The following is a 21,938-nucleotide window of genomic DNA, read 5'->3' on the forward strand; positions in this document are numbered from 1 at the left end:
ACTTTGGACAGTTTATTAGCTTACACTGTTGCTCAATTTCTTTATCGTTTATTCTATTACCATAATTTTTGTCCAAAGCGAACTGTAAAAGTCTATAATGAAAAAGGGCGCTCCACACTTTTCTTATTCAGCTACATCCTGTCTATAATAATCATCAATAGGTACAAATAAGCCCACTTTTCCATACGTATCATGATCTAATGTAGCGAAAATAACACCAATCACTTGTCCTTCTTCATTTAATATGGGACTTCCACTATTTCCACGGTATACAGGTGCTTTGATCATAACGACTGGTGTGTCCCAATCGCTTAACTGAATAAAATCGATGATCTTGCCTTCATTAGCAATACCAGAAAAACTCAGTGGATTACCGATAAAGTAAATATGCTCATCATCTTCAAAAGTTGTTTGCTCTGCAAGTTGCAAATATGGTAGGTCTTTTCCTTCTATTTTTAAGACAGCAAGATCAACAGATGGATATGTATGCACAACATTAGCTTGAAACATTCCGTCTTCTGGGAAATTGACCGTCACTGTTTCATTTCCTTCGACGACATGATTATTTGTAATGATAGTTCCATCGTTTGATATAGAAAAACCTGTTCCTTTACTGTCTTCAGTAGATATGACGACAATAGCTTTTTTATAGCTAGCAATATCTTCTTGTAATGATAGCTTCGCAGATGTTTTTAAAAACTCAATTGCTGGTATAGAATATATTTGAAAAAAGACTGCAAATGAATTCACAAATAAGACAGACGCTAAAACCCAAAATACCCATTTAGGAAAAGGACGTTTTGTTTTTTTACTTGCTTTTTCGAGAGAATCTTTAGTCAAAGCTTCTCGTTGTGCTTCTAACACAAGTTCTTGGAGGGCTTCATCATCCAATTCTTCTTCCATATCTTCTTTTTTTTCGTTTGAGTCCATCAATTCACAGCCCCCTCAACTTGTACAAAACCTATTCTATATCTAATATACCTTAACTGGATGTATTATCTAAATTTGAAGATCACCAGGATCTAATATGCGTAGATCCTGGTAATTAATAAGAGGTTAAATCATTTTTAACAAAGCTTCTCTACCAATCATTCCTTCTGTAATACCTAATTCTTCTGCTTCATAAGTAATCGACTCAAGAGGAGCATTTAGCAATTCCTCGATTGTCTTTACTCCAACGGCTCTGCCTGCTATTACTTTACGGTCCCTTAATTTCTCATTTAACAGTGCTACATCCAGCGCACCACACATAATATACCCTTTGTCATTTGTAACTGCGAGTAAGTTTGTTTTTGGTAATTTTACGGAAACACTTAAAAACGTATGACCACTGATTTCAATTGGTTCCAAATGAATCATGTTGAATAATCACTCCTTTTCTGCACATTTATACATTATGTTTAGCTAGAGAAAAGGGTGAGTAATTAGTTTTTGATTTTATTGAAAAGTATGTGGAAATTGCATAATGATTGCATTTGAAAACATGTCTGCCATTTCTGATGCTTGCTTAGCTATTTTATCGAATACTTCGATACTTGCGTTGTAATTTTTTTGAATCATGTAAACAGCTTCATTTTTCGTTAGAGATAGATGTAAATAAAACATTTTCTGTACGTTTTCTTTACTTAAATATGGATTAATTCTGCTCCAAAAAATCGAAATTTCGTCTGCATTTCTATACCATTCTCTTTCCATTTGTTCAGCTTTTTGTGAATCACCTTTTACAGCAGCGGTTACTAATTCTGCCGCAAGCACTAGATGCTCCTTTATAAGTGCTCCGTATCGATGTGCAATTTGATCACCGTAAAATGGTCGGATAGAATTTGCAAGATCAGTTGCATTTCTTAATAGACGCTCTTGAACAAAAGGCAAATCGGGTAAATTGAATACAATGCTAGTAATTGTCATCCTCGTCCAGTTAACATGCTCTGACCAAATTTGCCTGCTCATACTTTTAAAATCAGCCTCAGTCTGACTTATGCAACGGGGAGTTTCATAGCCAAATGGTACTCGGGGATTCAAAAAGAGTCTACCTGGTGCTGTATACATAGAATAGGGTGAGCTATAATTAGGGCCAAATTCATTCATGTAAGGATTCATTTCTCATTCTCTCCTTTTAATATCACATAAACCGTTTTCTAAAAAGGTTCGTATGCTAGGATACTCTGCAATTCTAAAAGTGGTGCCGTTTTAAAATTCTAATTGTAAAATGGGGGTTTGTAATTGGAGGACATTTAAAAATAGCCAAGTACTGATTACAAATCAGTACTTGGCATTTGCCCTTTTCTTTTAGATGTTTTAGGAGAGTCACAGACAAACAAACAAATGTAATAGGATGACCGAAAAGATCGAGGGGCTACGTGACGCAGTCACGTAGCCCCCGATCTTTTTCTCGTTTATTCTAATACAATAAGTTTCGTCCAAAGCGAACCGAAAACGTCCATTTAGAAAAGGGCACTTGAGGTTTTCTTAAAGATAAGAAAGTATAAAAAAATTCTGCGAGATCTGTCTAGCTCCAGCGCCTTGCCCCTCGGGGTCAAATGGGTAATCACTGCGGTGGCTGAGGAGCTGCCTCCTCGCGATTCCCCATTTGCCTGTCGGGGCAGAAATAGGCGCTTCAGCTTTTATTATTAATTATGAAGTGTGATAAAACGACGGAGCATTTCATATTCAAGTAGGCTTATAAAGTCGGGACTTAGTTTTAGAGAAACTGCTGAAATATATGACTCAATTAATAATTCATTAGACATTTTAGCCATAAGTGACCTCACCTCCTAAACGATTATGTTTACCATAAAGTTAAAACATATAAATTTTCAGACTAGATGCCTTTGATGTAATTTAAATTTATCAAATAATTCCATTAAGAACAACCGTTCTCTTATCCACAGGGTATGGTGGATAACCTGTTATTAATTTGTGCACAACACTAGAAATCATATACATACCAGACGATATTATGTGCATAACTTTATCCACAGTTATGTAAAATTGCAGAATTTGTCGAAACATTTTCTTATAAAAGAGACCTTATTAACAATTTTCAGGTTCTAAGAAAGGTAAATTAAGTATAAGTAAGAGGGTAATATATGTATCTCTCAAAAAAATTCTTTCTTCCTTAGGCAATTATTATTGTCCATTTATTTTTTTTTGCATATTTTATAAATAAGAATGCTTGGAATGGATGGTTTACGAATTGAAAACAATCGTCTTCATAGGAAGCAACAAGTTTGGGACAAGTAAAGAAGGGTTAACAATTGCAAAAGATATGGGCTACTTTGTCGTGTTATTGACCAACAGAATGCTTCATAAAGAATTTCTAGAAGTAGATCAAATTGTTTATTTAGAAAATTTAGTGGATGAAGAACATATCAAAGAGGAAATAACAAATCTAATAGAGAATGGTAAGCAAATTTGTGCTTGTATTAGTTTTGTAGATCCATATGTTTCTTTTGCAGCGAAAATAGCCATGTATTTTGGGTTGGCGGAGATTTCTGTAGAAGCATTAAATATAATGGAAAATAAAATCAAGATTAGAGAAAAGTTAAATAACCTTCCAATAACCCCGTTATATGCAGTATTTCAAAGTGATGACTGTCAGGAAGGTTTTATAAAAAAGAATCATATAATATTTCCTTTCATTATTAAATTACCTATTTCAAACGGTTCGAAGGATGTATTTTATATCGATACTTTAAAGCGTTTTGAAAATGCAGTATCCATTTTAAATAGGAAATTACCCAATTCGCCTCTACTAATAGAAGAATATTTGCCAGGTGCCCAGTATATAGTTGAAGTATTAGTGTATAAAACCATGTGTTCGATTGTTGGAGTAATCGAGCAAGAGGTCGCGTATGATAGGAAATTTATCGTTACTGGGTATAAGTTTCCAGCTTTGTTAGATGAGACTGTTTCTAAGAAGTTGACCGAAAGTGTTTCAAGTATTGTCGAAGAAATAGGTCTGATAAGTGGATCTTGTCATCTTGAGATGAAATTAGTTCAAAGTCAATGGAAGCTGATCGAAGTGAACCCTAGAATGTCAGGTGGTGCGATGAATCGAATTTTAGAAGAAGGAACTGGTATTAATCTTGTAAAAGAAATTATAAAACTCTATTTGGGGGAAGAACCTATATTGAAAGAAACACGAAAACAGTTTGTTTACGCTAGATATGTAACAGTTGGGTCCCAAGGAAGACTGGTTAAAGTTCTAGGTTATGATCAGGCTTGGTTGCACGAGGGCGTAAAATACGTTCATATAAAACCTGTTAAAGGAGATATTCTATCAAGTCCATATTCGATGGGGAACCGCTATGCATGTGTGGTAGCGACATCCGAAACAGCTGAGCAAGCAAAAAAAAATGCATTAGTAGCTGCAAAAGAGATTAAATTTTTTCTTATCCCGTTATAAAGTGCAGAAGGAAGGAGTTGAAAAAGTTGAACGCTATGAAGAATAGCATATGTGAAGCACTCCACGAATTGAAGATATTTCAGGACATATTAACAGATTATCCAAACAAATACTTTGGGAACTTGCTATCAAAAATAATAGATATAAACACAATTCCTTTCTCTTTAATAACAATGAGTGGGGGTCACATGAGTCAATTTGATATGGAGGAAGATTTTGAGACCAGTTATTTTCGAATAGAATCCGTTGATCGAACAAAGGGCCATGTAGTTATTTCCTTATTACGTCCACTTGATCTGGAAGGAAATATAACAAATTCAAGAGGGCATCTTTTTAGATTAGAGAAAACAGACAAAATAAAAACAATAGATGTATCTCTTATTTCTGCTGTTCAGCCTTTGACTATTGAATTGTTAAAAAGGAATATTATTATCGAACCTAAATGGTAACCCGAGTATCGACGCTCTAATTATATTAGAGTGTCTTTTATTTTTAAAAACTGAACGTCTGTCCGTATTCAAAGAACTTTAGATGAATGTAATAGATATAGTTGTATAAAAATAAAAGGAGATTATCAAATGACCATAATAGGAATGTTACACCATCGGAGAGATCCGAAAACTGTTATAAAAGCTTATTCTTATGCAGCAGTTGCAAAAGCAGAGGGAGTTAGATTATTTTACTTTTCTCCAGGAACAGTAAACTTTGTGAATCGCTCTATAAGAGGGCAGGTTTATGAAAATGGGAGATGGCAAGAAAGAATAATGCCATTTCCAGATGTTATTTATAATGCAGGAAGCCCAGAGAAACTGGCGAAATCGAAAGGAATTGTGGATAAATTAAAAAGTGAAATTCCATTTACTACGCATTCTATTGGGAATAAGTGGAATACGAATGAACGTCTTTTAGAAGCAAAAGAATTCTCGAATTATCTCATTCCTTCTGAAATTGTAAAGAGAGTGGACACATTCCATAAATTTATTGCTTCTTTTCAAAGAGTTGTTTTTAAGCCAATTGATGGAAGAAAAGGTCAGGGGATTTTGTTCATTTCTAAGATAGAAAATCGTTATGAAGTAAGAGCGGGTGCAGAAAGTGCAATTTATACGAAACAACAATTGAATGCACTACTAAACGAGAAACTTGCAGTGGGAACTTATATTCTTCAGCCATATATAAAATCAGTTACTAAATCTGGTTTGGTATATGATTTCAGGCTTCATGTCCAAAAAAATGGGGAAGGCAAGTGGACGATTACTACTATTTATCCACGAATTGCACCTAAGGGATCAATTATAGCCAATATAAATAGTGGAGGGTACACCAATTATTTAGATCCGTTTTTACAACAGGAGTTTGAAGACGAAGCATTTAATATTAGAAGAATGCTAGAGCATTTTTCGTTAGCATTGGCTAGTCATTTAGATGAACTTCAGATGGTACAACACGGAGAAGTGATAGATGAAATTGGAATAGATGTTGGGTTGGATGAAAATTTGAAAATTTGGATGTATGAAGTAAACTGGCGTCCAGGCTGCCCTCCAACTTTTTATTTGGAATTGGATGTTGTTATTAATAGCATTCAATATGCTAAATATATAGCGGAGAACCAAAGTAAAATTAATAAAGAAATAATGGAAGCAAAGAAGAAAAAGATGGCCGAAAAAGAGCAAGTACCAGTCATTGCAATTACAGGAAGTGCAGGTAAAACAACCTCTAAGGCATTTCTTGGATCTATTTTATCTAAAAAATGGACGGTCTTCGAATCGAAGGATTATTGGAACACAACAGAGCATACGAAAAAACATGTAGCTGAAATCAATGACTCTCATGAAGCGGTTGTATTGGAGTATGGGATGGCCTATCCAGGGGTTATAACGGAACATTGTAGCATCATTCAACCTACAATTAGTATTGTAACGAATATCGGACTTGCCCATGTAGGAAACTTCAATAATAGCGTAGAAAAAGTCGCCCAAGCTAAATCGGAGCTTATTCATGGGATGGATCAAAATGGTGTCCTCATACTCAATAAGGATGACGATAATTCAAAGTTCCTTGAGACAAAGCAGTTTAAAGGGAAAATAATAACGGTCGGCATAAAATCTTCTGCTGATTACCGAGCGTATAACGTTCAATATGATGATAATGGTATGAGCTTTAAAATGAAGCTACAAGGAACGGAAATTTCGCTTTTTATCCCCATTTTTGGAGAACATCATGTATACAATGCGTTAAATGCCATTGCTGTGGCAGATTATCTAGGATTTTCTCCTATGGAGATTAAAGCCGGACTTATCTTCAAGAAACCACCAAGAAGATTAACGATTTATAATTGCCGTGAAAACATAACAGTAATTGATGATACAGTACACTCACATCCACAAGGAGTACGCGCAGCGATTGATGTACTTTCTAACATCGGAAAGAATCGGAAAATAGCTATTATCGGACAAATGAGGGAGCTAGGGGAGTTAAGAGAAGAGGAATATAGAAAAGTTGGCGATTATATTCAGGAAAAAGAAATTGATGTGTTAGTCACCTATGGTTTTCGGACAGAAGAAATCGGTCAGCAGGCGATAATGAAAGGTTTCTCCGCCAAAAACAGTTTTCATTTTACGGATAAAGATAAGTTAAATGCATTGTTGAAAACAATTGTAAAAAAGGATGATACGATTTTAGTTAAAGGTGCCAGTAAAACAAATATGTTTGATATTGTTAAGTTTTTAGACGAAACATTTAGTGAGTGATAAAAATAGATGAGCTACGTGACGCAGTCACGTAGCTCATCTATTTTTATTATCGGTTTATCTTTTTGCCATAAGTTTCGTCCAAAGCGAACCATGAAAGCCCATATAGAAAAGGGCGCTTTCGCTTTTCTCATTCCTCTTCTAAGTGAAATGTGATTTCATCGGCTGCACTTTTGGAGCGGGCTTTAGCTTCTTCCATACTCGTCCCGGTTGCAATCACATAAGCATAGCGATGTCCCATTGAAAGCGGAGGGACTAAAAGCGTTCCTTTTTTAGGCTTTATATATACTTCTAAAATTCCGGGTAATTTTTTCGCTTTATTTTTCCCAGTCACCTTTGTTAATATTCCTTTTTCGTTTATTACAACATATTGCGTATACACATATTTCCTATGTTTTGGTGAGATATTAGGAGTTTCCCCTAAAAATAATTTAAGCGTTTCTTCTACTAAATTAAACCCATATGCAGCTTCAATCATATTATTCATAGCCCCACCAGAAACTCGTGGATTGATTTCGATGAGCTTCCAACCGGTTTTAGTGAGTCTAATTTCTAAATGCAAGGCACCATTTTCAAGTTTGAACGATGAAACAATGGATTGAAGAACTTTTTCTAATCCGATTTTTATACTATTTGGAACGTTCGCTAGCACACCATATCCTGTAATGATAAAACGCTTACCTTGTGTAATTTCTTGTTCTAAAACACCGATAATATGCGGCTCGTGGTTAATGATGAGTGCTTCCACCAAATATTGATCTCCATCTAGATATTCTTCAATGATGATTGCTTCATCCGGTTTTTTATTGCGAAACCCAGCAATTTGTTTCATTAATTGTTCTTTTCCTCCTGCTAATAGCACGTCTTTGGAACCGGTTGATTTTGGAGATTTCACGATTACTGGAAATTCCAACTGACTATTAAATACATCTGAAGAAACTGCTTCCCCTGGCTGGATGAACAAACACTTAGGGGTATATGGTTGATCTTTTAGAAACAATCTCGTTTGTTCTTTATTTTCCATAATTTCTATCGCTTTTGAATTAGTGTAATTATGGCAAAATTCATCACATAGTAATGATGCAATGTGTACAAAAGGATCAGTAAAACTAATAATAAGTTTAATATCCATCCATGTAGTTCGTAATAATTTAATTTCTTTTTTCATGTCTTCTAAATTATGTGTGTCTACAAAAACCATTTTATGAACGTCTTTATATTCTTTCCTCTGCTGTATTTGTTTTTCATTATTTGTAAAAAGTACTGTAAAATAACCTAGTTTTTCTGCAGCTTTTATAGCTTCCCTGCTAGATCCGGACTTATTGGTACCTATAAAGATAATTGTTTTCAATTTTTTCCCTCCTTCCAATTGTTTCTTAAATAATCATTCTTACTATTTGTATGATGTAAAATCGATTTGGAATGGTTATGTAGCCCGTTCATATAACATAATTCAGAGAATTTCCCCATTTGCTGCCTTACGCAGTGATAGGCGCTTCCGCTTTTCTTATCCAAACAATATTAGTAAAAATACATATTATATATGTGAAAGGAGTGTGAAAAAAATGAAGCCACTCTCAGTGAAAAGTATAAGAGCGATCATATCTGGTGAATTGGTTCATGGTTCTGATGAGGTGATGGTTCAATACGGAGCATATCGATTGAAGCAAGTGAAGAATCAATATACGATCCTTTTTACCAGTGGAAGAATCGTGAATTGGAAAAGTTTAAAGGATCTCTTTCCCTTAGTAGTAGCGACTGACTACAATTATAGTAGGTTTGAAACGCCTGAAGATGTAACGGTTATTAAAGTAATCAATTTAGATGAAGCTTATTGGAAATTTGTTCGTTACTACCGAAGCTTGTTTCAAATTCCGATAGTTGCGATTACAGGAACTTCTGGAAAAACGACGACAAAAGAAATGATTCGACATATTTTGTCGGTAGATCGCAAAGTGACTGCTACAAATTTAACGAGTAATTCTCGCACGGCATACCTGCAATATTTATTAAATATTGATGAAGAAACAAAAGCTGCTGTTTTTGAAACTGCAGTTGGTTCACCAGGAGATGTACTAAACGCAGGTGAATATTTCAAGCCGACAATCGGAATTATTACTAATATAGGAGCGCATCACTTAGATTATTGCAAAACCCTGGAAGGATATATACAGGCGAAAGGTGAAATGCTTCAAATCATCGATCCTTCAGGTGTACTGATTATCAATCCAGAAGATAACAATACGAGGAAAATTGACTTAAAAAGTTTTCCAGGAAAAGTGATCAAGATTGGATGTCATTGGTCCTGTCATTTCAAAGCAGATAACATAAAATACGGTCCTGATGGTATGCAATTTAATGTTCAATATAAGACTCGAAATTATCAAGCGTATGTTCCAGGATTAGGAGAGCATCAAGTTTATAATGCGCTTTGTGCGATCGCTGCCGCTTGTGAACTCGGAATAAATATTTCAGAAGCGATAGAACGCTTGAAATCGTTTCAAAAATATAATAAGCAGCTGCAAATAGTTACTGGTATGAATGACGCAACAATTATAGACGATACTTGGAGTATTACAACGACTTCATTGGAAGCGGCCTTAAAAGTATTGAATGAGTTGGGAAAAGGGAAAAAGAAGATAGCGATTATTGGTACGATTACAGATTTAGGTTCATGGGGATATGTAATCCATGAAGAAGCAGGAGAGTTAGTGCATCGAATAGGAGCAGATGTGCTGATTACTATAGGTTTCCATGCAAAAATAATTGCAGATTGTGCAGTGAAATTAGGTTTTAGCTCCCCTGTATATACATTTAATAATGATACGCTTGCTTATGAATTATTAGCGAAAATGGTGGATTCAAATACGATTATTCTAATAAAGGGAGATATGTATAGTAAACCTATTATTGAATTAGCGGCAAAATTGAGGAAGAAACCACAGTAAATGGACATATTAGTAAAAATATATTAGTAAATTGGACAAACAACTGTGCCACATTACTAATCTATTTAATATCTTACAGTATTCTACTAGAAAGGAGGGAATACAAATGGGAATTATATGTCCATGCGGAGTAAGGGTTGACGCTTGCTCCGAAAATAATAATGTTAGATTTGAAGGTCAAATGGGAACGATTGAAGGAAACTTAACGTACTTGGCAAATGTGTGTATTACTACACTTAATGCTTCTACGCTTTCCTTACAATTTGAAGACACAGAAACTCCAAATCTAAACAACTTCACTTTTACTGCAAACGAAATTACTTCGGTTGTGTGTAACAGACAAGGTCAAAACTGTGAAGTGACGGTTACTGGTACTGGAACAATTGACTCGGATGAATATACTTTCGAAGCAGTGTTTCGAGATCAAGTTGCTCAAGCTGCGGTTGATATTGTACAAAGCTTCGAGATAACTGGTTTCTTTGATCAAAATGGTGCTGCTCCAGTTGCACAAGGTTCAATCATAGCTTTAGGCTGTCAGGAACTGTAACAACCGCGAAACTCTCGGCACTAATAAATGCTGAGAGTTTCAAATTAATAAAAAATTGGGGTGTAAAAATTGAAGATTAGTAGGGGGAGACTAAGTCAATATAATCTACTACTTACTGAAAAAAAATTAAATAATTATCTAGTAGAGACAGCACTATTTTCAAAGGAATCACTTTATAAGTTTCTTGAAAAGTATCACGAGGTAGTTGTTAAGCCTACTTTTGGTATTGGAGAACTGATTATTTCATTTGAAAATAAGGAATATAAAATCAGAACTGACAAAAGTGTACTAATAATAATCGATCGAGAAGAAATGTATCAACATCTTATCCACAATGAACTGAAACAGAAATTTTATATTATCCTCCCTCAAAAACTAACTTCAAAAAAACTCTATCAATACTTCCTAACCGTTCATCGGAAATCTCTCATTGCAAAGTGGCGTTTTACTTCCAATACAAGTTTTGAGTACACATTTTTGGGGGATCTTTATAAACACATTTTTTTTCATAAAATGAAACGAATTTCTCTCCTGGCTGCCCATATATTGGGGGAGCATTTTGATGAGTGTCATACGGTCGTCATTAAAATTATATGTGATGTAAAAGGTAATGTATGGATTGAGGATACAATTTTACATCTGCCAATTAGCAAATGGGATCAATATCAGGTCCTTACAAATAATCGTGCCCTCATTTCTTTTGTACCTAAAACAGATTTACTTACCAAAATGACGCTCACCAATTATTTAACTAAATATAGAGAAGTCATTATTAAGCCACATCTTGGACAACATGGTAAAGGAATTGTTCAAATAAGAAATGAAAATTCAACTACTTATGAAATTCGCTATGGAATAAGGACGATTAAAAAGCGAACACTCGAAGAAACGTATCAATTTATTCAGGAAAATTTCCTTATTAATAAAGATTATCTTGTTCAGCAAAGGATCCCTTTAGCCTTGATAAATGACTGTCCAATAGACGTTCGAGTCATTACGCAAAAGATAGATTCAAATTGGAAAGTAACGGGAAAACTTGTTAAAGTCGCAGGGAAAGATTTTTTCGTAACGAATGCCGCCCAAAAGCTATTAACGCTAGAAAATGCATGGGGAGAATTGGGAATATCGCGAATAAATATAAAAACGCTTGAAAAGGATATTGAGGAAATATGCTTGCTTGCAGCAAATCAATTGGAGAAAGGCAATAAAAAAATAGATATTATTGGATTCGATATCGGATTAACAGAACAAGGAGATATATGGATCATTGAAGGTAATTACGTTCCGGATCTTACTATGTTCAATAAGGGAGAATTTGAACAGATGTATAAGGATATAGGCAACGCAAAAAAACTGTAATGATTACACAATTTCAAGTGTGCATTAAATACCCACTCATCATAAAACTTTTTTTCATACTATACAGGTGGAAGGAGGAGTTAAATTGGAACCCCTATATGTGAAAGATATACGAATTTTGTTACAAGGTGAATTAATAAGTGGTTCAGAGAATTGGTTTGTGAAAGATGCCATTTACTATAAAAGACATGAACTTACCAAGCTAAATACACTTATGTTCGCTAGTAGAAGTGATTCGATTAACTGGGCTGAAATTGATAAAAAGGGACCTGCTCTCGTCATTTCAGATAAGCCAATAGATGAACTAAGCAATGCTTTAGCGAATACAACCGTTATTAAAGTAAGGAGTTTGGTGCAAGCATATTGGAAATTTATCAAGTACTATCGAAATCTTTTTCAACTACCGGTAGTGGCGATAACAGGAACATGTGGAAAAACAACAACGAAAGAAATAATTAAGCATATATTGAGTAAAGATCGTAATGTTCAAGCCTCCATTAGTAGTAAGAATGAGCCCCGTCAATCCCTCCCTTACTTGGCTGGTATAGACAAAAATACGGATGCTGCTGTATTTGAACTAGGCCTTGGAAACTCTGGTAATATCGCACATCAATGTATGATTTATCAGCCTACAATTGGAATCATTACTAATATTGGTGTTCATCATTTAGATGGTTGTGTCAATCTAAATGGTTATATAAAAGCAAAGTCAGAAATAGTAAGCGGAATAGCAAGAGATGGTACATTAATCATAAATGCAGATGATCAAAACACAAAAAAAGTTTCTTTGCGTAACTTTAAAGGGAAGATTATTTATTTCGGAATTAGCAACCGTGCAAATTTCAGAGCTTCCGATATAAAGTTTGCAGCGAATGGAATGGATTTTTTAGTACATCATGCCAATAAAACATATGAAGCTTTTATCCCAGGATACGGCGAACATCAAGTATATAATGCCCTTGCAGCTCTAGCGGCAGTTCATGAGATGGAAATGGATTTAGTTATTGCAATCTCTCGACTAGCTACTTTTAAAAACATGACGAGGCATCTAGAATTTTCAAATGGTCCTGGTGGAAGTACGATTATTGACGATACGTGGACGAATAATCCAACTTCAGTTGAAGCGGCATTAAAAGTATTGGATTCGGTTGGAGCAGGAAAAAATGTTATTCTTGTTCTTGGAGATATTAACCGATTAGGAAATTTTGAAAAGAAGTATCACGCAGAAATTGGAAGTCTCATTGCTAAAAGAAATATTCACACATTAATTACAATTGGAAGTAAGGCAGAAGAAATTGCTAGGAAAGCAAAAGAAGACGGCACAAAAGCGGATGTCCATGTGTTTCAAGACGTTCAGGGTGTGTTAGAAGTTCTAAAACCAAAGCTTGATAGCCAAGCAATTTTGCTCATCAAGGGCCCTATGTCCAGTCGCTCTATGATTGACTTTGCAAATAGTCTCAAACAAAAAGATGCGTAAGAAAAAAGCATTCGCTGCAATGTGCGAATGCTTTTTGAAAAGATAAGAAAGTATATAAAACTTCTGCATAGTATGTCTAGCTACAGCGCCTTGCCCCTCGGGGTCAAATGGGTAATCACTGCGGTGGCTGAAGAGCTGCCTCCTCGCGATTCCCCATTTGCCTGTCGGGGCAGTAATAGGCACTTGCGCTTTTCTCAATGTATTTATTTAATTACACGTTTAGCAGATACGTAATTTTGGTTAGCCCAAGTAGAAGTTAGGCTTTCTTTTACGACACCACCATTAGTTTTCAAACGGATATATTGGTTATTTCCCATGTAAATGCCTGTTTCTTTAATACTAGTCCCACCATTATTAGTAGAGAAGAATAGCAGGTCACCTTTTTGTAAATTAGCTTTCTGAACAGTAGTACCCATTTCTGCTTGTCTACTTGCTAATTTTTCTTTTAAATCAATTCCTTGATTTTTGTATACATAGTAAGTAAATCCAGCACTAGTAAACGTTAATGTGCCTTCATTGTAACCATATCCGAACTTCGCTTTTCCAATTAAGCTTGAAGCCAAATTCACAATCGTATCTGCAGATGTGGTAGATACTTGCGGGCTAGTTACCGGTGCTTTTGTTACTGTTGTTACTTGCGTACTACTCCCAGAAATAACACGTTTCGCTGTAATATAATGCTGATCATAATAATCTACCATTAGAACTCTTGTTAAAATACCATCAGAATTAGGAATAATGATTCGATGATCGCCTGCATAAATTGCTACGATAGAAGGTGTACTAGAACCTTTCACACTATTAAAGAAAACCAAATCACCTTTCTTCAAGTTAGAGCGAGAAACGGTAGTCCCTTTTTTCATCATGTCTTTCACATTTGTTGTTCCTAGAGTGACGCTATTTTGTTTATATACATAGTTAACAAATCCCGGACCTGTAAAAGTTAATGAACTCTCATTATTTGTATTTCCCATTTTCACTTTACTTTTCAAACTAAAAGCCTTTTCAACAATTTTATCGCCTGGCGTTGCTGGGTTAGCGGATAGTAATGTTGGTAATACTCTTCTTGCTGTAATGTAATTGTCTTTATAGTAAGGTTTGCTATCTAAATCTGAAATAACAATGTCTTGTTTAGGGTCTGCCATATGAATTACTTTATTATCTCCCATATACATCGCAACGTGGTTTGGAACACTCCCACCTCTGCTATCAAAGAAAAGTAAGTCACCTTTTTGTAATTGGTCTCTTGCAACATATGTACCTTGTTTCATCATATAATCTTCATTGTAAGTACCAATATCTACGCCATTTTGTTCGAATATGTACATAAGAAATGTTGCGCATGAGAACTTGTATGGGTATGTAGATTTATACACTGTATTGCTATATGTCGCCTTTCCTATTAAACTCTTAGCAGTTTGGATTAGTTGATTAGCTTTTGTTTCAACTGCTTGTTGGTTATTGTACGAATTAGTTGTAGCTGCTGATACATTTATTGGCTGAACAGCGGCAGGAATTGCACTGATAGCACTAAAACCTAATGTAAATACTAGTGTTGTTGTTAAGAATTTTTTTTTCATCGTGTACCTCCAGATAGTTGTTTTTGTCCTGCACCGATTCTAGCATGCAAAAGTAGATATATTATGTGGGAATTTTTTACACTAGTTAGGGTTAGGCTAGTTGAAGGCTTGCTACGATTGGGTTTTGAGAGGGTCTTTACAGTTTGATTACAAATGTTTCAATGCGAATTACAAAAATCTTATAGAATGTTCTATATTATTTGTAATTAGAAAAAAATAAAACTAAACTAATAAGAGACAGTATACATAGAGAGAAGGAAAACGATGGAGTTATTTTTGGTTATATTATTATTACTTACCAGTATAGGACTCTCTAATTTCATCAATCATTTCTTGCCATATATTCCGGTACCGCTAATTCAAATTGCTCTTGGTGTTTTGTTAGCTGCTTTACCATTAGGGTTTCATGTACCAATGGAGCCAGAGTTATTTTTCGTTTTATTCATCGCCCCGCTACTATTTTATGATGGAAAAAACGTTTCAAGGCAAGAACTTTGGAAATTACGAAAGCCTATATTATTACTAGCACTAGGACTTGTATTTATCACAGTATTTCTAATTGGTTACTTAATTCACTGGCTTATACCTTCAATTCCATTATCCGCTGCATTTGCATTAGCTGCAATTTTATCTCCAACGGATGTAGTTGCGGTAGGATCTATATCAAGTCGAGTTAAGATGCCTAAGACAATTATGCATATACTTGAAGGGGAAGGGTTGATGAATGATGCCTCTGGTTTAGTGGCATTTAAATTTGCTGTAGCAGCAACTGTTACTGGTGTCTTTTCATTGGCAGAAGCGAGCTGGAGCTTTTTAGCCATTGCACTTGGAGGAATTGTAGGAGGAGCCATTCTTGCTTATCTAATCATTCAGATGAAAATGTTAATTCGCCGACTAGGTATGGAGGATGTAACGCTTCATATGTTAATTCAACTATTAACACCATTCGTCATTTTCTACATAGTGGAGCATTTTCATCTTTCGGGTATTTTATCTGTAGTAGCAGCAGGAATTGTTCATGCGATATACCGAGATCGTGATCAATCACCTTCTATGCAATTGCAAGTTGTTTCAAAAAGTACGTGGACAATACTAATTTTTATTTTAAATGGCTTAGTATTTGTAATCTTAGGCTTACAAATCCCAAGTGTTATGAATGAGATTTTTAAAAATCCGATGTTTAATAATGTAGAGGTAAGCAAATATATTTTAATTATTACTGTTGCATTATTGCTTCTACGTTTCGTATGGATTTATGGAGCATGGTGGGGAGGCTGGTTGCTAAAGAAAACACAACTACCAAAGCCGACACTAAGATATATAAGTATTACGACAGTTTCAGGTGTACGAGGGGCTGTTACATTGGCCGGGGCATTTACCATTCCATATGTAATAGCGGATGGAAGTGTATTTCCTGAAAGGTCATTAATCATCTTTATTGCTTCCGGAGTTATACTGGTTACGCTAGTGCTGGCAAGTATCTTCTTACCAATCCTTGCAAAATCGGAAAAAGGAAAAGTAGAAGAATTGAAAGAGGAAATGGAACGAACTGCTATGATTCGTACGATTGATGCGGCAATTAATTCAGTTAGAGAAATAATGACCGATGAAAATAGAAGTGTGGCAGTTTCAATTATTTCTAATTACAATCAACTTCGAAGTCTTCTAAAGACTATTAGCGATGAAGATGCAACTCAACTGAAACAGCTGGAAACGGAAACTCGCATGAAAGCATTAGATGCAGAAGAAATTTATTTGGAGAAGTTGAAAAAAGAAGGAAAAGTAAATATAAAAGTAACTTATTTAATGGAAGAACATATTCAACGAATGCGACTTGCTGTGACAAATCGTTTGCTTTATAGAAGCTTGTTCATTTGGTCCATTATAAAAAGAAGTCTATATCAAATTTTTGCTCCTAAGAAAAAGATGCGATATAAAAATCGTAAACTAGAAATTAATATAATTATTCAATTAAAAGTCGATATGGCAAAAGTCGCAATACAATATTTAAAAGATCACATGACTCCTGAAAATGAAGATAGTTATCTATTAATTATTGGGGAATACAATGACATGATTTTAAAGTTTAAGCTTGCCAAAAAAGGTATCGACACTACAAATTACACTCGAGTTCAAAGAGAACTAAGGGACAAGGCTTTTCAGGCTGAAAGAAATGAAATTCAAAGTTTGTACGAAAATGGCGAAATTTCTATGGATATCACACGTAAAATTCGTAGGCAAATTAATATTCGGGAAGCTTACTGGATGGAAGAAAACAGTGTGCAAACTCATTAAATTAGAAAAGGGAACTGAGTATGATCTCAGTTCCCTTTGATATTTCACGGTTTATTCTCCGTCCTTATCTTCTTCTTCAAGTTCTTGTTCTACATTTTCCTCCATTTGGTCATCTACATCAGATTCATTTTCACCGTCGCCACATCCTGCAAGTATACCTACAGAAAGAAATGCTGCAGCTCCAACCTTCCACCATTTTTGTCGTATTTATCTTGCCGATTTGCTATTTAGTATGTACCCTTGGCTAAAACTGACATAAACGTGTCAATAGTATGGTCTTTAGAATAGGGTAAAATTTCTTAAAACGGAATATTTTTAATAATTAGATTTTTGTTCGATGTTGAGTTATACTCATGTTGTTGTGAAAAAATTGTAAAACTACACTAAAAGAAGAATAAATTAGAGGAAGTGGGACTAATACGATGGGTATATTAGATGGATTGATGGGAAATGCATCGGAGCTAGAACTAGACAAGGTAAAAGAAGAACTGAAGGATTTGCTAACAGCTTCGGAAAAGGTGGAACATGCATTTAAACTTATTCGAGACTTAATTATTTTTACAGATAAACGATTATTGTTAGTTGATAAACAAGGAATGACAGGAAAGAAGATGGAATATCATTCGATTCCTTATAAAAGTGTTGTACATTTCTCGATTGAAACAGCAGGTACTTTTGACATGGACGCAGAACTAAAAATTTGGCTGTCCGGAAATTCAGTACCATTGCAAAAAAAATTCAACAAATCATTAAACATCTACAAAGTACAAAGTGTCTTGGCTGAGTATGTACTGAAGTAGCAGGAATAAGTGGTAATAGATAACTCTCCATAAGAATGTATATTGTGGAGGGTTGGCCGAATGTATTTTTGGATGCAATTATTTTAGTATTTCATTTTTACTACTAATAGCGTTAATTTTATAGAGAGGTGAAATGGGATTGATAGTAAAAGCATATGAAAAATCTATTCATATTGAAGCGATGAAAACTCTCTTGAAACGATTACCTGTAAGACATGCAACGTATGCAAAGGTTTCCAAGGAAATCTGGACAACAACTGCAAGAGATTTAGGGGAAGATATAGTTTTTAGAGAACTAGAAAAAGTGCGATTGCCATATAATCACGCAGTATTTCACAAACTATTACTCTATGCAGAAAATGCTTTTGAACTGGATATTCTCTTACTTACTCCATTTGGTGCAGTCATTTTGGAAGTTAAGAATATAACAGGTGAACTAGAATTTTTTGAGAATCCAGCCCAACTAGTACAAACAAAAGATAATGGAGATATTAACAAGTATTCCTGTCCAGCAACTCAATTGAATGAGTACAAATATTAGCTACACCAATTCTTCACTGAACAAAATATACCTATCCCAATCCATGGAGCAGTTGTATTTGCATTTCAAAATAGTTTCGTGAAAAACTCTACAAAAAAAGCAACAATCCTCCATAGAAATGAAGTTCGGCATTACCTTCGAAATCTACAAAATAATACCCCAATACTAGGCGATCAAGAAATAGAGAGATTAAAAGGAATTCTTCTAAAGAAAAATAATCCCTACATGCATTTTCCGCTAACTAAATATTTTTCCCTTAATCCAAACGATCTTATACGTGGAGTCAAATGTCTAAAATGTGGTTTCATCGGTATGCAAAAGATGAAGCGCACATGGTTTTGCCCAAAATGTAGAAAAAATGATGCTCTCGCTTCTGGCCATACCATTTCTTCTTATTTTTTAATAAACAAAGATTCGATATCTAATAAAGAATGTAGGGAATTCCTGTTATTAAATAATTCAGATGAAGCAAAAAGAATACTTTCTAGTTCTGAATTGGTAAAAATAGGTGAAGGTAAAACAACCCGCTACAAAATGAAACCCATCAAATCTTAATTTGATGGGTTTCATTTTGTGTAAAATAATGGATCGTTTTAATAAGTGATGCAAAGACCACTTCTAAAGGAAATAAGCGTTTATTCACATAGTTTTGTGAGTGAATAATAACCAGAAAATGGCTTAACGCTCGGAAAAGTACTCTATCCGCCCGAAAGAGACCGCCATACGCCCGGAACCAAAGTGTATCCGCCCGAAAATCATCTCCATCCGCCTGAACCGCCGGCGGAAGGAGACTGAAGAAGAGAAAATCCTCTCCGAACATAGTTTTGTGAGTGAAAAATAACCAAAAAATGGCTTAACGCCCGGAAAAGTACTCTATCCGCCCGAAAGAGACCGTCATACGCCCGGAACCAAAGTGTATCCGCTCGGAAATCATCCCCATCCGCCCGAACCGCCGGCGGAAGGGGACTGCAGAAGAGATAATCCTCTCCGAACATAGCTTTGTGAATGAAAAATAACCAAAAAATGGATTAACACCCGGAAAAGTACTCTATCCGCCCGAAAGAGACCGTCATACGCCCGGAACCAAAGTGTATCCGCCCGAAAATCATCTCCATCCGACCAAATCAACCACGACTAAAAAAATATCCCAGTCTAAACGACTGGGATACCAAATCTCATTTATTGAACTTCCGCAATAATGCCTTGCTCATCGTCTAGCTTCAATTTGATACCAGCTGAAATAGGATCAATGTTTAAAAATTCTTTTAAAGTAATACGTAGTGCTTCGATTAAGTTAAGTGTAGAAAGTTCTTCTTTTTGTCCGTTCACATATGCTTCTGCAGTAAAACCAGTTTCATCGTCATATAAAAGCTCTACTTCGACTTCTTCTGGTTCTACTCGTTTCTTACGTGAAACATAAACACATACAGCATTTATAATATTTTGTTCAGGAATAATTAGTTTCTCCATTGATTAGCTTCCTCTTTGTTCTTTTTCGCTTTAAAAATATCAAAGATCTTCTTAATAACTACGACGATCAAGATAATTGCTGCTGCGTTTATAGCGAAGCCAAGAATTGAACCTAACATTCCCATGTTCGCGAACATGCTTCCAAATAATAATCCTGCAATTCCGCCTACGAATAAGCCTTTCATTAGACCACCAGACATGAATCCGCCTTTATTAGTTGTATTTGTTGTTGATTTACTTGTTGCAGTAGTTGAATCATCTTGTTTCTTTTGAATATTTGAGTTGGTATCGGTGTTGTTATTAAAACTCTTTTTACCTGATTTGTAAGATTTCGCTTCAGCAGTTGTTTCTTCGTTTTGGAAGACAAAGTTACCAACAGTCGAAAATACAAGAGTTACCGTAAGTAAAGCTGCTATTAATTTTTTCAATTTATAAACCCTCCGATTAATTTAGTTCTATATAGTATATACGGAATAACAGGTAAATAGTTTCGCTTTTATTGTGTCAAAATCATGTCATATTAAGAAATTTGGTTTTTTATTTTTCATTCGTCATATCTTTCGACAAAAGGGAAATGCTAAGAAGGTAATGACAAGTGAGGAGGTTTGACAGATTATGTCTTTGGCCAATGAAATTGAGTCCTTAAAAACTTATAGTTGTGGTGATCGCTGTGTATTGAGTGTGTATTTGAATACAAATCCAGCCGATCCGGATAATCTAAAAGGTGCATGGAAAATTCATTTGAAAAGTGGTTTAAAACGTATTAGAGAATATTTAGAAGCTTCTGGTGATGAAAATGAAATAAAAAATTTTGATTTATTAACAAAAAAAGTTACCGAAGAAATTCAAGAAAATCAGCATGAGTTAAGAAAGAGTGTTGTTATTTTTGCATCTGCAGACGACGAATTATGGTCTGTGCATTATGTGCAAGTCCATGTAAAGACAAGCTTCCACTTTGAAAATCATCCAGTCGTTGAACCGTTTGAGTACATGTATAAAGCTTATCCAGAAGCAGGTATAATCATGCCTAGTCTGGGCGAAGTTCGTATATTAGATACGGCAATGGGAGTTGTCAAAAGTGATATGACGTACAAATTCGATCCCGTTCAAGAAGTTTGGCAAGAAGAGAAAAAGAAGAATAAAGCAGATCAAAGTGTAATAGGACAAAGTAGAATTTCTGTATTAGAATCACATCTAAAAGGAAACATGAACAGCTTCTTTAAAGGAATGAGTATGAATGTTGATCAGTTAAAGAAAAAGCGGGGTTGGCGAGAGTTCCATGTTGCTGGAGAAGCTGAAATGGCTAACGCATTTGCGGAAAGTATAAGAGATGTACCAGCAAGCTGCATACACAAAAACTTGAACAATAGCAAGCCACAAGATGTTGTTCATCAAGTGTTTGAAAAGTAAGAAAGATGGACAAAATGATGAATTAAATTATTTTTGCATAAAAGAGTTGAATCGGGACAATCTAATCTCACAAGGAGGTGAAGAAAATGACAAACAACAACAGTTCAAATCAACTTCTCGTACCAGGTGTGAAACAAGCACTTGACCAAATGAAATATGAAATTGCACAAGAGTTTGGTGTACAACTTGGTGGAGAAGCTTCAGCGCGTGCTAACGGTTCCGTCGGCGGAGAAATTACTAAGCGCTTAGTAGCTCAAGCCCAATCGCAAATGAATGGTTACCAAAAATAATAATTAAATAATTGACCGGTAGCGAACTTGCTACCGGTTTTTTACATAGCATAAAATAACTTATAA

The 21,938-nt window shown here is 35.1% G+C and carries 20 protein-coding genes; 12 read left to right on the top strand and 8 right to left on the bottom strand.

From position 1 onward, the window contains the following. Positions 1–123: 123 nt before the first annotated feature. The 4 genes from C7437_RS07955 to sda form a co-directional block, all read right to left on the bottom strand. On the bottom strand, positions 124–930 hold the full coding sequence (locus tag C7437_RS07955; protein WP_111439146.1) for a S1C family serine protease: 807 nt from the start codon (positions 928–930) through the stop codon (positions 124–126). Between the two features lie 126 nt (positions 931–1,056). Beyond that, entirely contained in the window at positions 1,057–1,359 is a 303-nt protein-coding gene (locus tag C7437_RS07960; RefSeq protein WP_111439147.1) for a YunC family protein, read from the bottom strand. A gap of 78 nt (positions 1,360–1,437) precedes the next feature. Beyond that, on the bottom strand, positions 1,438–2,100 hold the full coding sequence (locus tag C7437_RS07965) for a hypothetical protein (RefSeq protein ID WP_111439148.1): 663 nt from the start codon (positions 2,098–2,100) through the stop codon (positions 1,438–1,440). Between the two features lie 530 nt (positions 2,101–2,630). Then, entirely contained in the window at positions 2,631–2,759 is a 129-nt protein-coding gene (sda, locus tag C7437_RS07970) for a sporulation histidine kinase inhibitor Sda (protein WP_111439149.1), read from the bottom strand. 437 nt (positions 2,760–3,196) lie between these two features. Between sda and C7437_RS07975 the strand changes: the two genes are divergently transcribed. The 3 genes from C7437_RS07975 to C7437_RS07985 all read left to right on the top strand — a co-directional run bounded on the left by C7437_RS07975 (position 3,197) and on the right by C7437_RS07985 (position 7,155). After that, positions 3,197–4,408: an ATP-grasp domain-containing protein gene (locus C7437_RS07975; protein WP_170122342.1), complete on the top strand. Its 1,212-nt coding sequence runs from the start codon at positions 3,197–3,199 to the stop codon at positions 4,406–4,408. A 188-nt stretch (positions 4,409–4,596) separates the two neighbouring features. After that, positions 4,597–4,857: a hypothetical protein gene (locus C7437_RS17180; RefSeq protein ID WP_245909246.1), complete on the top strand. Its 261-nt coding sequence runs from the start codon at positions 4,597–4,599 to the stop codon at positions 4,855–4,857. A 129-nt stretch (positions 4,858–4,986) separates the two neighbouring features. Next, the gene (locus C7437_RS07985; protein ID WP_111439152.1) at positions 4,987–7,155 is read left to right on the top strand and encodes a YheC/YheD family protein; all 2,169 of its coding nucleotides are present in this window, start codon (positions 4,987–4,989) and stop codon (positions 7,153–7,155) included. Positions 7,156–7,285: 130 nt separating this feature from the next. Here C7437_RS07985 and C7437_RS07990 read toward each other — a convergent pair whose 3' ends face one another. Further along, on the bottom strand, positions 7,286–8,506 hold the full coding sequence (locus tag C7437_RS07990; RefSeq protein ID WP_111439153.1) for an ATP-grasp domain-containing protein: 1,221 nt from the start codon (positions 8,504–8,506) through the stop codon (positions 7,286–7,288). A gap of 214 nt (positions 8,507–8,720) precedes the next feature. On the opposite strand from C7437_RS07990, the gene C7437_RS07995 reads away from it, so the two are divergent. From C7437_RS07995 to C7437_RS08010, 4 genes are all read left to right on the top strand, one after another. Beyond that, positions 8,721–10,103 (top strand): Mur ligase family protein, encoded by a 1,383-nt coding sequence (locus C7437_RS07995; RefSeq protein ID WP_111439154.1) that lies wholly within the window; start codon positions 8,721–8,723, stop codon positions 10,101–10,103. A gap of 106 nt (positions 10,104–10,209) precedes the next feature. Continuing rightward, positions 10,210–10,650 (top strand): hypothetical protein, encoded by a 441-nt coding sequence (locus tag C7437_RS08000; protein ID WP_111439155.1) that lies wholly within the window; start codon positions 10,210–10,212, stop codon positions 10,648–10,650. A 69-nt stretch (positions 10,651–10,719) separates the two neighbouring features. Next, complete coding sequence (locus C7437_RS08005) at positions 10,720–12,009, top strand: YheC/YheD family protein (RefSeq protein WP_111439156.1); 1,290 nt, start codon at positions 10,720–10,722, stop codon at positions 12,007–12,009. An 85-nt stretch (positions 12,010–12,094) separates the two neighbouring features. Beyond that, positions 12,095–13,486, top strand: coding sequence for a UDP-N-acetylmuramoyl-tripeptide--D-alanyl-D-alanine ligase (locus tag C7437_RS08010; protein ID WP_111439157.1), 1,392 nt, complete (start codon positions 12,095–12,097; stop codon positions 13,484–13,486). A gap of 203 nt (positions 13,487–13,689) precedes the next feature. Here the strand turns inward: C7437_RS08010 and C7437_RS08015 are convergent, their stop codons facing one another. After that, positions 13,690–15,066, bottom strand: coding sequence for a C40 family peptidase (locus C7437_RS08015; RefSeq protein WP_111439158.1), 1,377 nt, complete (start codon positions 15,064–15,066; stop codon positions 13,690–13,692). Between the two features lie 264 nt (positions 15,067–15,330). Here C7437_RS08015 and C7437_RS08020 point away from each other — a divergent pair, with 264 nt between their 5' ends. The 3 genes from C7437_RS08020 to C7437_RS08030 all read left to right on the top strand — a co-directional run bounded on the left by C7437_RS08020 (position 15,331) and on the right by C7437_RS08030 (position 18,702). After that, entirely contained in the window at positions 15,331–17,361 is a 2,031-nt protein-coding gene (locus C7437_RS08020) for a Na+/H+ antiporter (RefSeq protein ID WP_111439159.1), read from the top strand. Between the two features lie 422 nt (positions 17,362–17,783). Beyond that, complete coding sequence (locus C7437_RS08025; RefSeq protein WP_111439160.1) at positions 17,784–18,161, top strand: PH domain-containing protein; 378 nt, start codon at positions 17,784–17,786, stop codon at positions 18,159–18,161. 139 nt (positions 18,162–18,300) lie between these two features. Beyond that, positions 18,301–18,702 (top strand): nuclease-related domain-containing protein, encoded by a 402-nt coding sequence (locus C7437_RS08030; protein WP_170122343.1) that lies wholly within the window; start codon positions 18,301–18,303, stop codon positions 18,700–18,702. 1,179 nt (positions 18,703–19,881) lie between these two features. Here C7437_RS08030 and C7437_RS08045 read toward each other — a convergent pair. After that, entirely contained in the window at positions 19,882–20,172 is a 291-nt protein-coding gene (locus C7437_RS08045; RefSeq protein ID WP_111439164.1) for a DUF2653 family protein, read from the bottom strand. Further along, positions 20,160–20,600, bottom strand: coding sequence for a hypothetical protein (locus tag C7437_RS08050; protein WP_111439165.1), 441 nt, complete (start codon positions 20,598–20,600; stop codon positions 20,160–20,162). Before C7437_RS08050 ends, C7437_RS08045 begins: the two co-directional genes overlap by 13 nt. A gap of 187 nt (positions 20,601–20,787) precedes the next feature. Here C7437_RS08050 and C7437_RS08055 point away from each other — a divergent pair, with 187 nt between their 5' ends. Further along, positions 20,788–21,582, top strand: coding sequence for a VLRF1 family aeRF1-type release factor (locus C7437_RS08055; protein ID WP_111439166.1), 795 nt, complete (start codon positions 20,788–20,790; stop codon positions 21,580–21,582). Between the two features lie 86 nt (positions 21,583–21,668). After that, complete coding sequence (locus C7437_RS08060; protein WP_111439167.1) at positions 21,669–21,872, top strand: alpha/beta-type small acid-soluble spore protein; 204 nt, start codon at positions 21,669–21,671, stop codon at positions 21,870–21,872. Positions 21,873–21,938: the final 66 nt, after the last annotated feature.

The sequence above is a fragment of the Psychrobacillus insolitus genome, assembly GCF_003254155.1.
GTDB lineage: Bacteria > Bacillota > Bacilli > Bacillales_A > Planococcaceae > Psychrobacillus > Psychrobacillus insolitus.

Bases quoted from the DNA above. Each gene is read 5' to 3' on its own strand.
- C7437_RS07955 (WP_111439146.1), bottom strand. From the start codon at position 930: ATGGACTCAAACGAAAAAAAAGAAGATATGGAAGAAGAATTGGATGAT.
- C7437_RS07960 (WP_111439147.1), bottom strand. From the start codon at position 1,359: ATGATTCATTTGGAACCAATTGAAATCAGTGGTCATACGTTTTTAAGT.
- C7437_RS07965 (WP_111439148.1), bottom strand. From the start codon at position 2,100: ATGAATCCTTACATGAATGAATTTGGCCCTAATTATAGCTCACCCTAT.
- sda (WP_111439149.1), bottom strand. From the start codon at position 2,759: ATGGCTAAAATGTCTAATGAATTATTAATTGAGTCATATATTTCAGCA.
- C7437_RS17180 (WP_245909246.1), top strand. From the start codon at position 4,597: ATGAGTCAATTTGATATGGAGGAAGATTTTGAGACCAGTTATTTTCGA.
- C7437_RS07985 (WP_111439152.1), top strand. From the start codon at position 4,987: ATGACCATAATAGGAATGTTACACCATCGGAGAGATCCGAAAACTGTT.
- C7437_RS07995 (WP_111439154.1), top strand. From the start codon at position 8,721: ATGAAGCCACTCTCAGTGAAAAGTATAAGAGCGATCATATCTGGTGAA.
- C7437_RS08000 (WP_111439155.1), top strand. From the start codon at position 10,210: ATGGGAATTATATGTCCATGCGGAGTAAGGGTTGACGCTTGCTCCGAA.
- C7437_RS08015 (WP_111439158.1), bottom strand. From the start codon at position 15,066: ATGAAAAAAAAATTCTTAACAACAACACTAGTATTTACATTAGGTTTT.
- C7437_RS08020 (WP_111439159.1), top strand. From the start codon at position 15,331: ATGGAGTTATTTTTGGTTATATTATTATTACTTACCAGTATAGGACTC.
- C7437_RS08025 (WP_111439160.1), top strand. From the start codon at position 17,784: ATGGGTATATTAGATGGATTGATGGGAAATGCATCGGAGCTAGAACTA.
- C7437_RS08045 (WP_111439164.1), bottom strand. From the start codon at position 20,172: ATGGAGAAACTAATTATTCCTGAACAAAATATTATAAATGCTGTATGT.
- C7437_RS08055 (WP_111439166.1), top strand. From the start codon at position 20,788: ATGTCTTTGGCCAATGAAATTGAGTCCTTAAAAACTTATAGTTGTGGT.
- C7437_RS08060 (WP_111439167.1), top strand. From the start codon at position 21,669: ATGACAAACAACAACAGTTCAAATCAACTTCTCGTACCAGGTGTGAAA.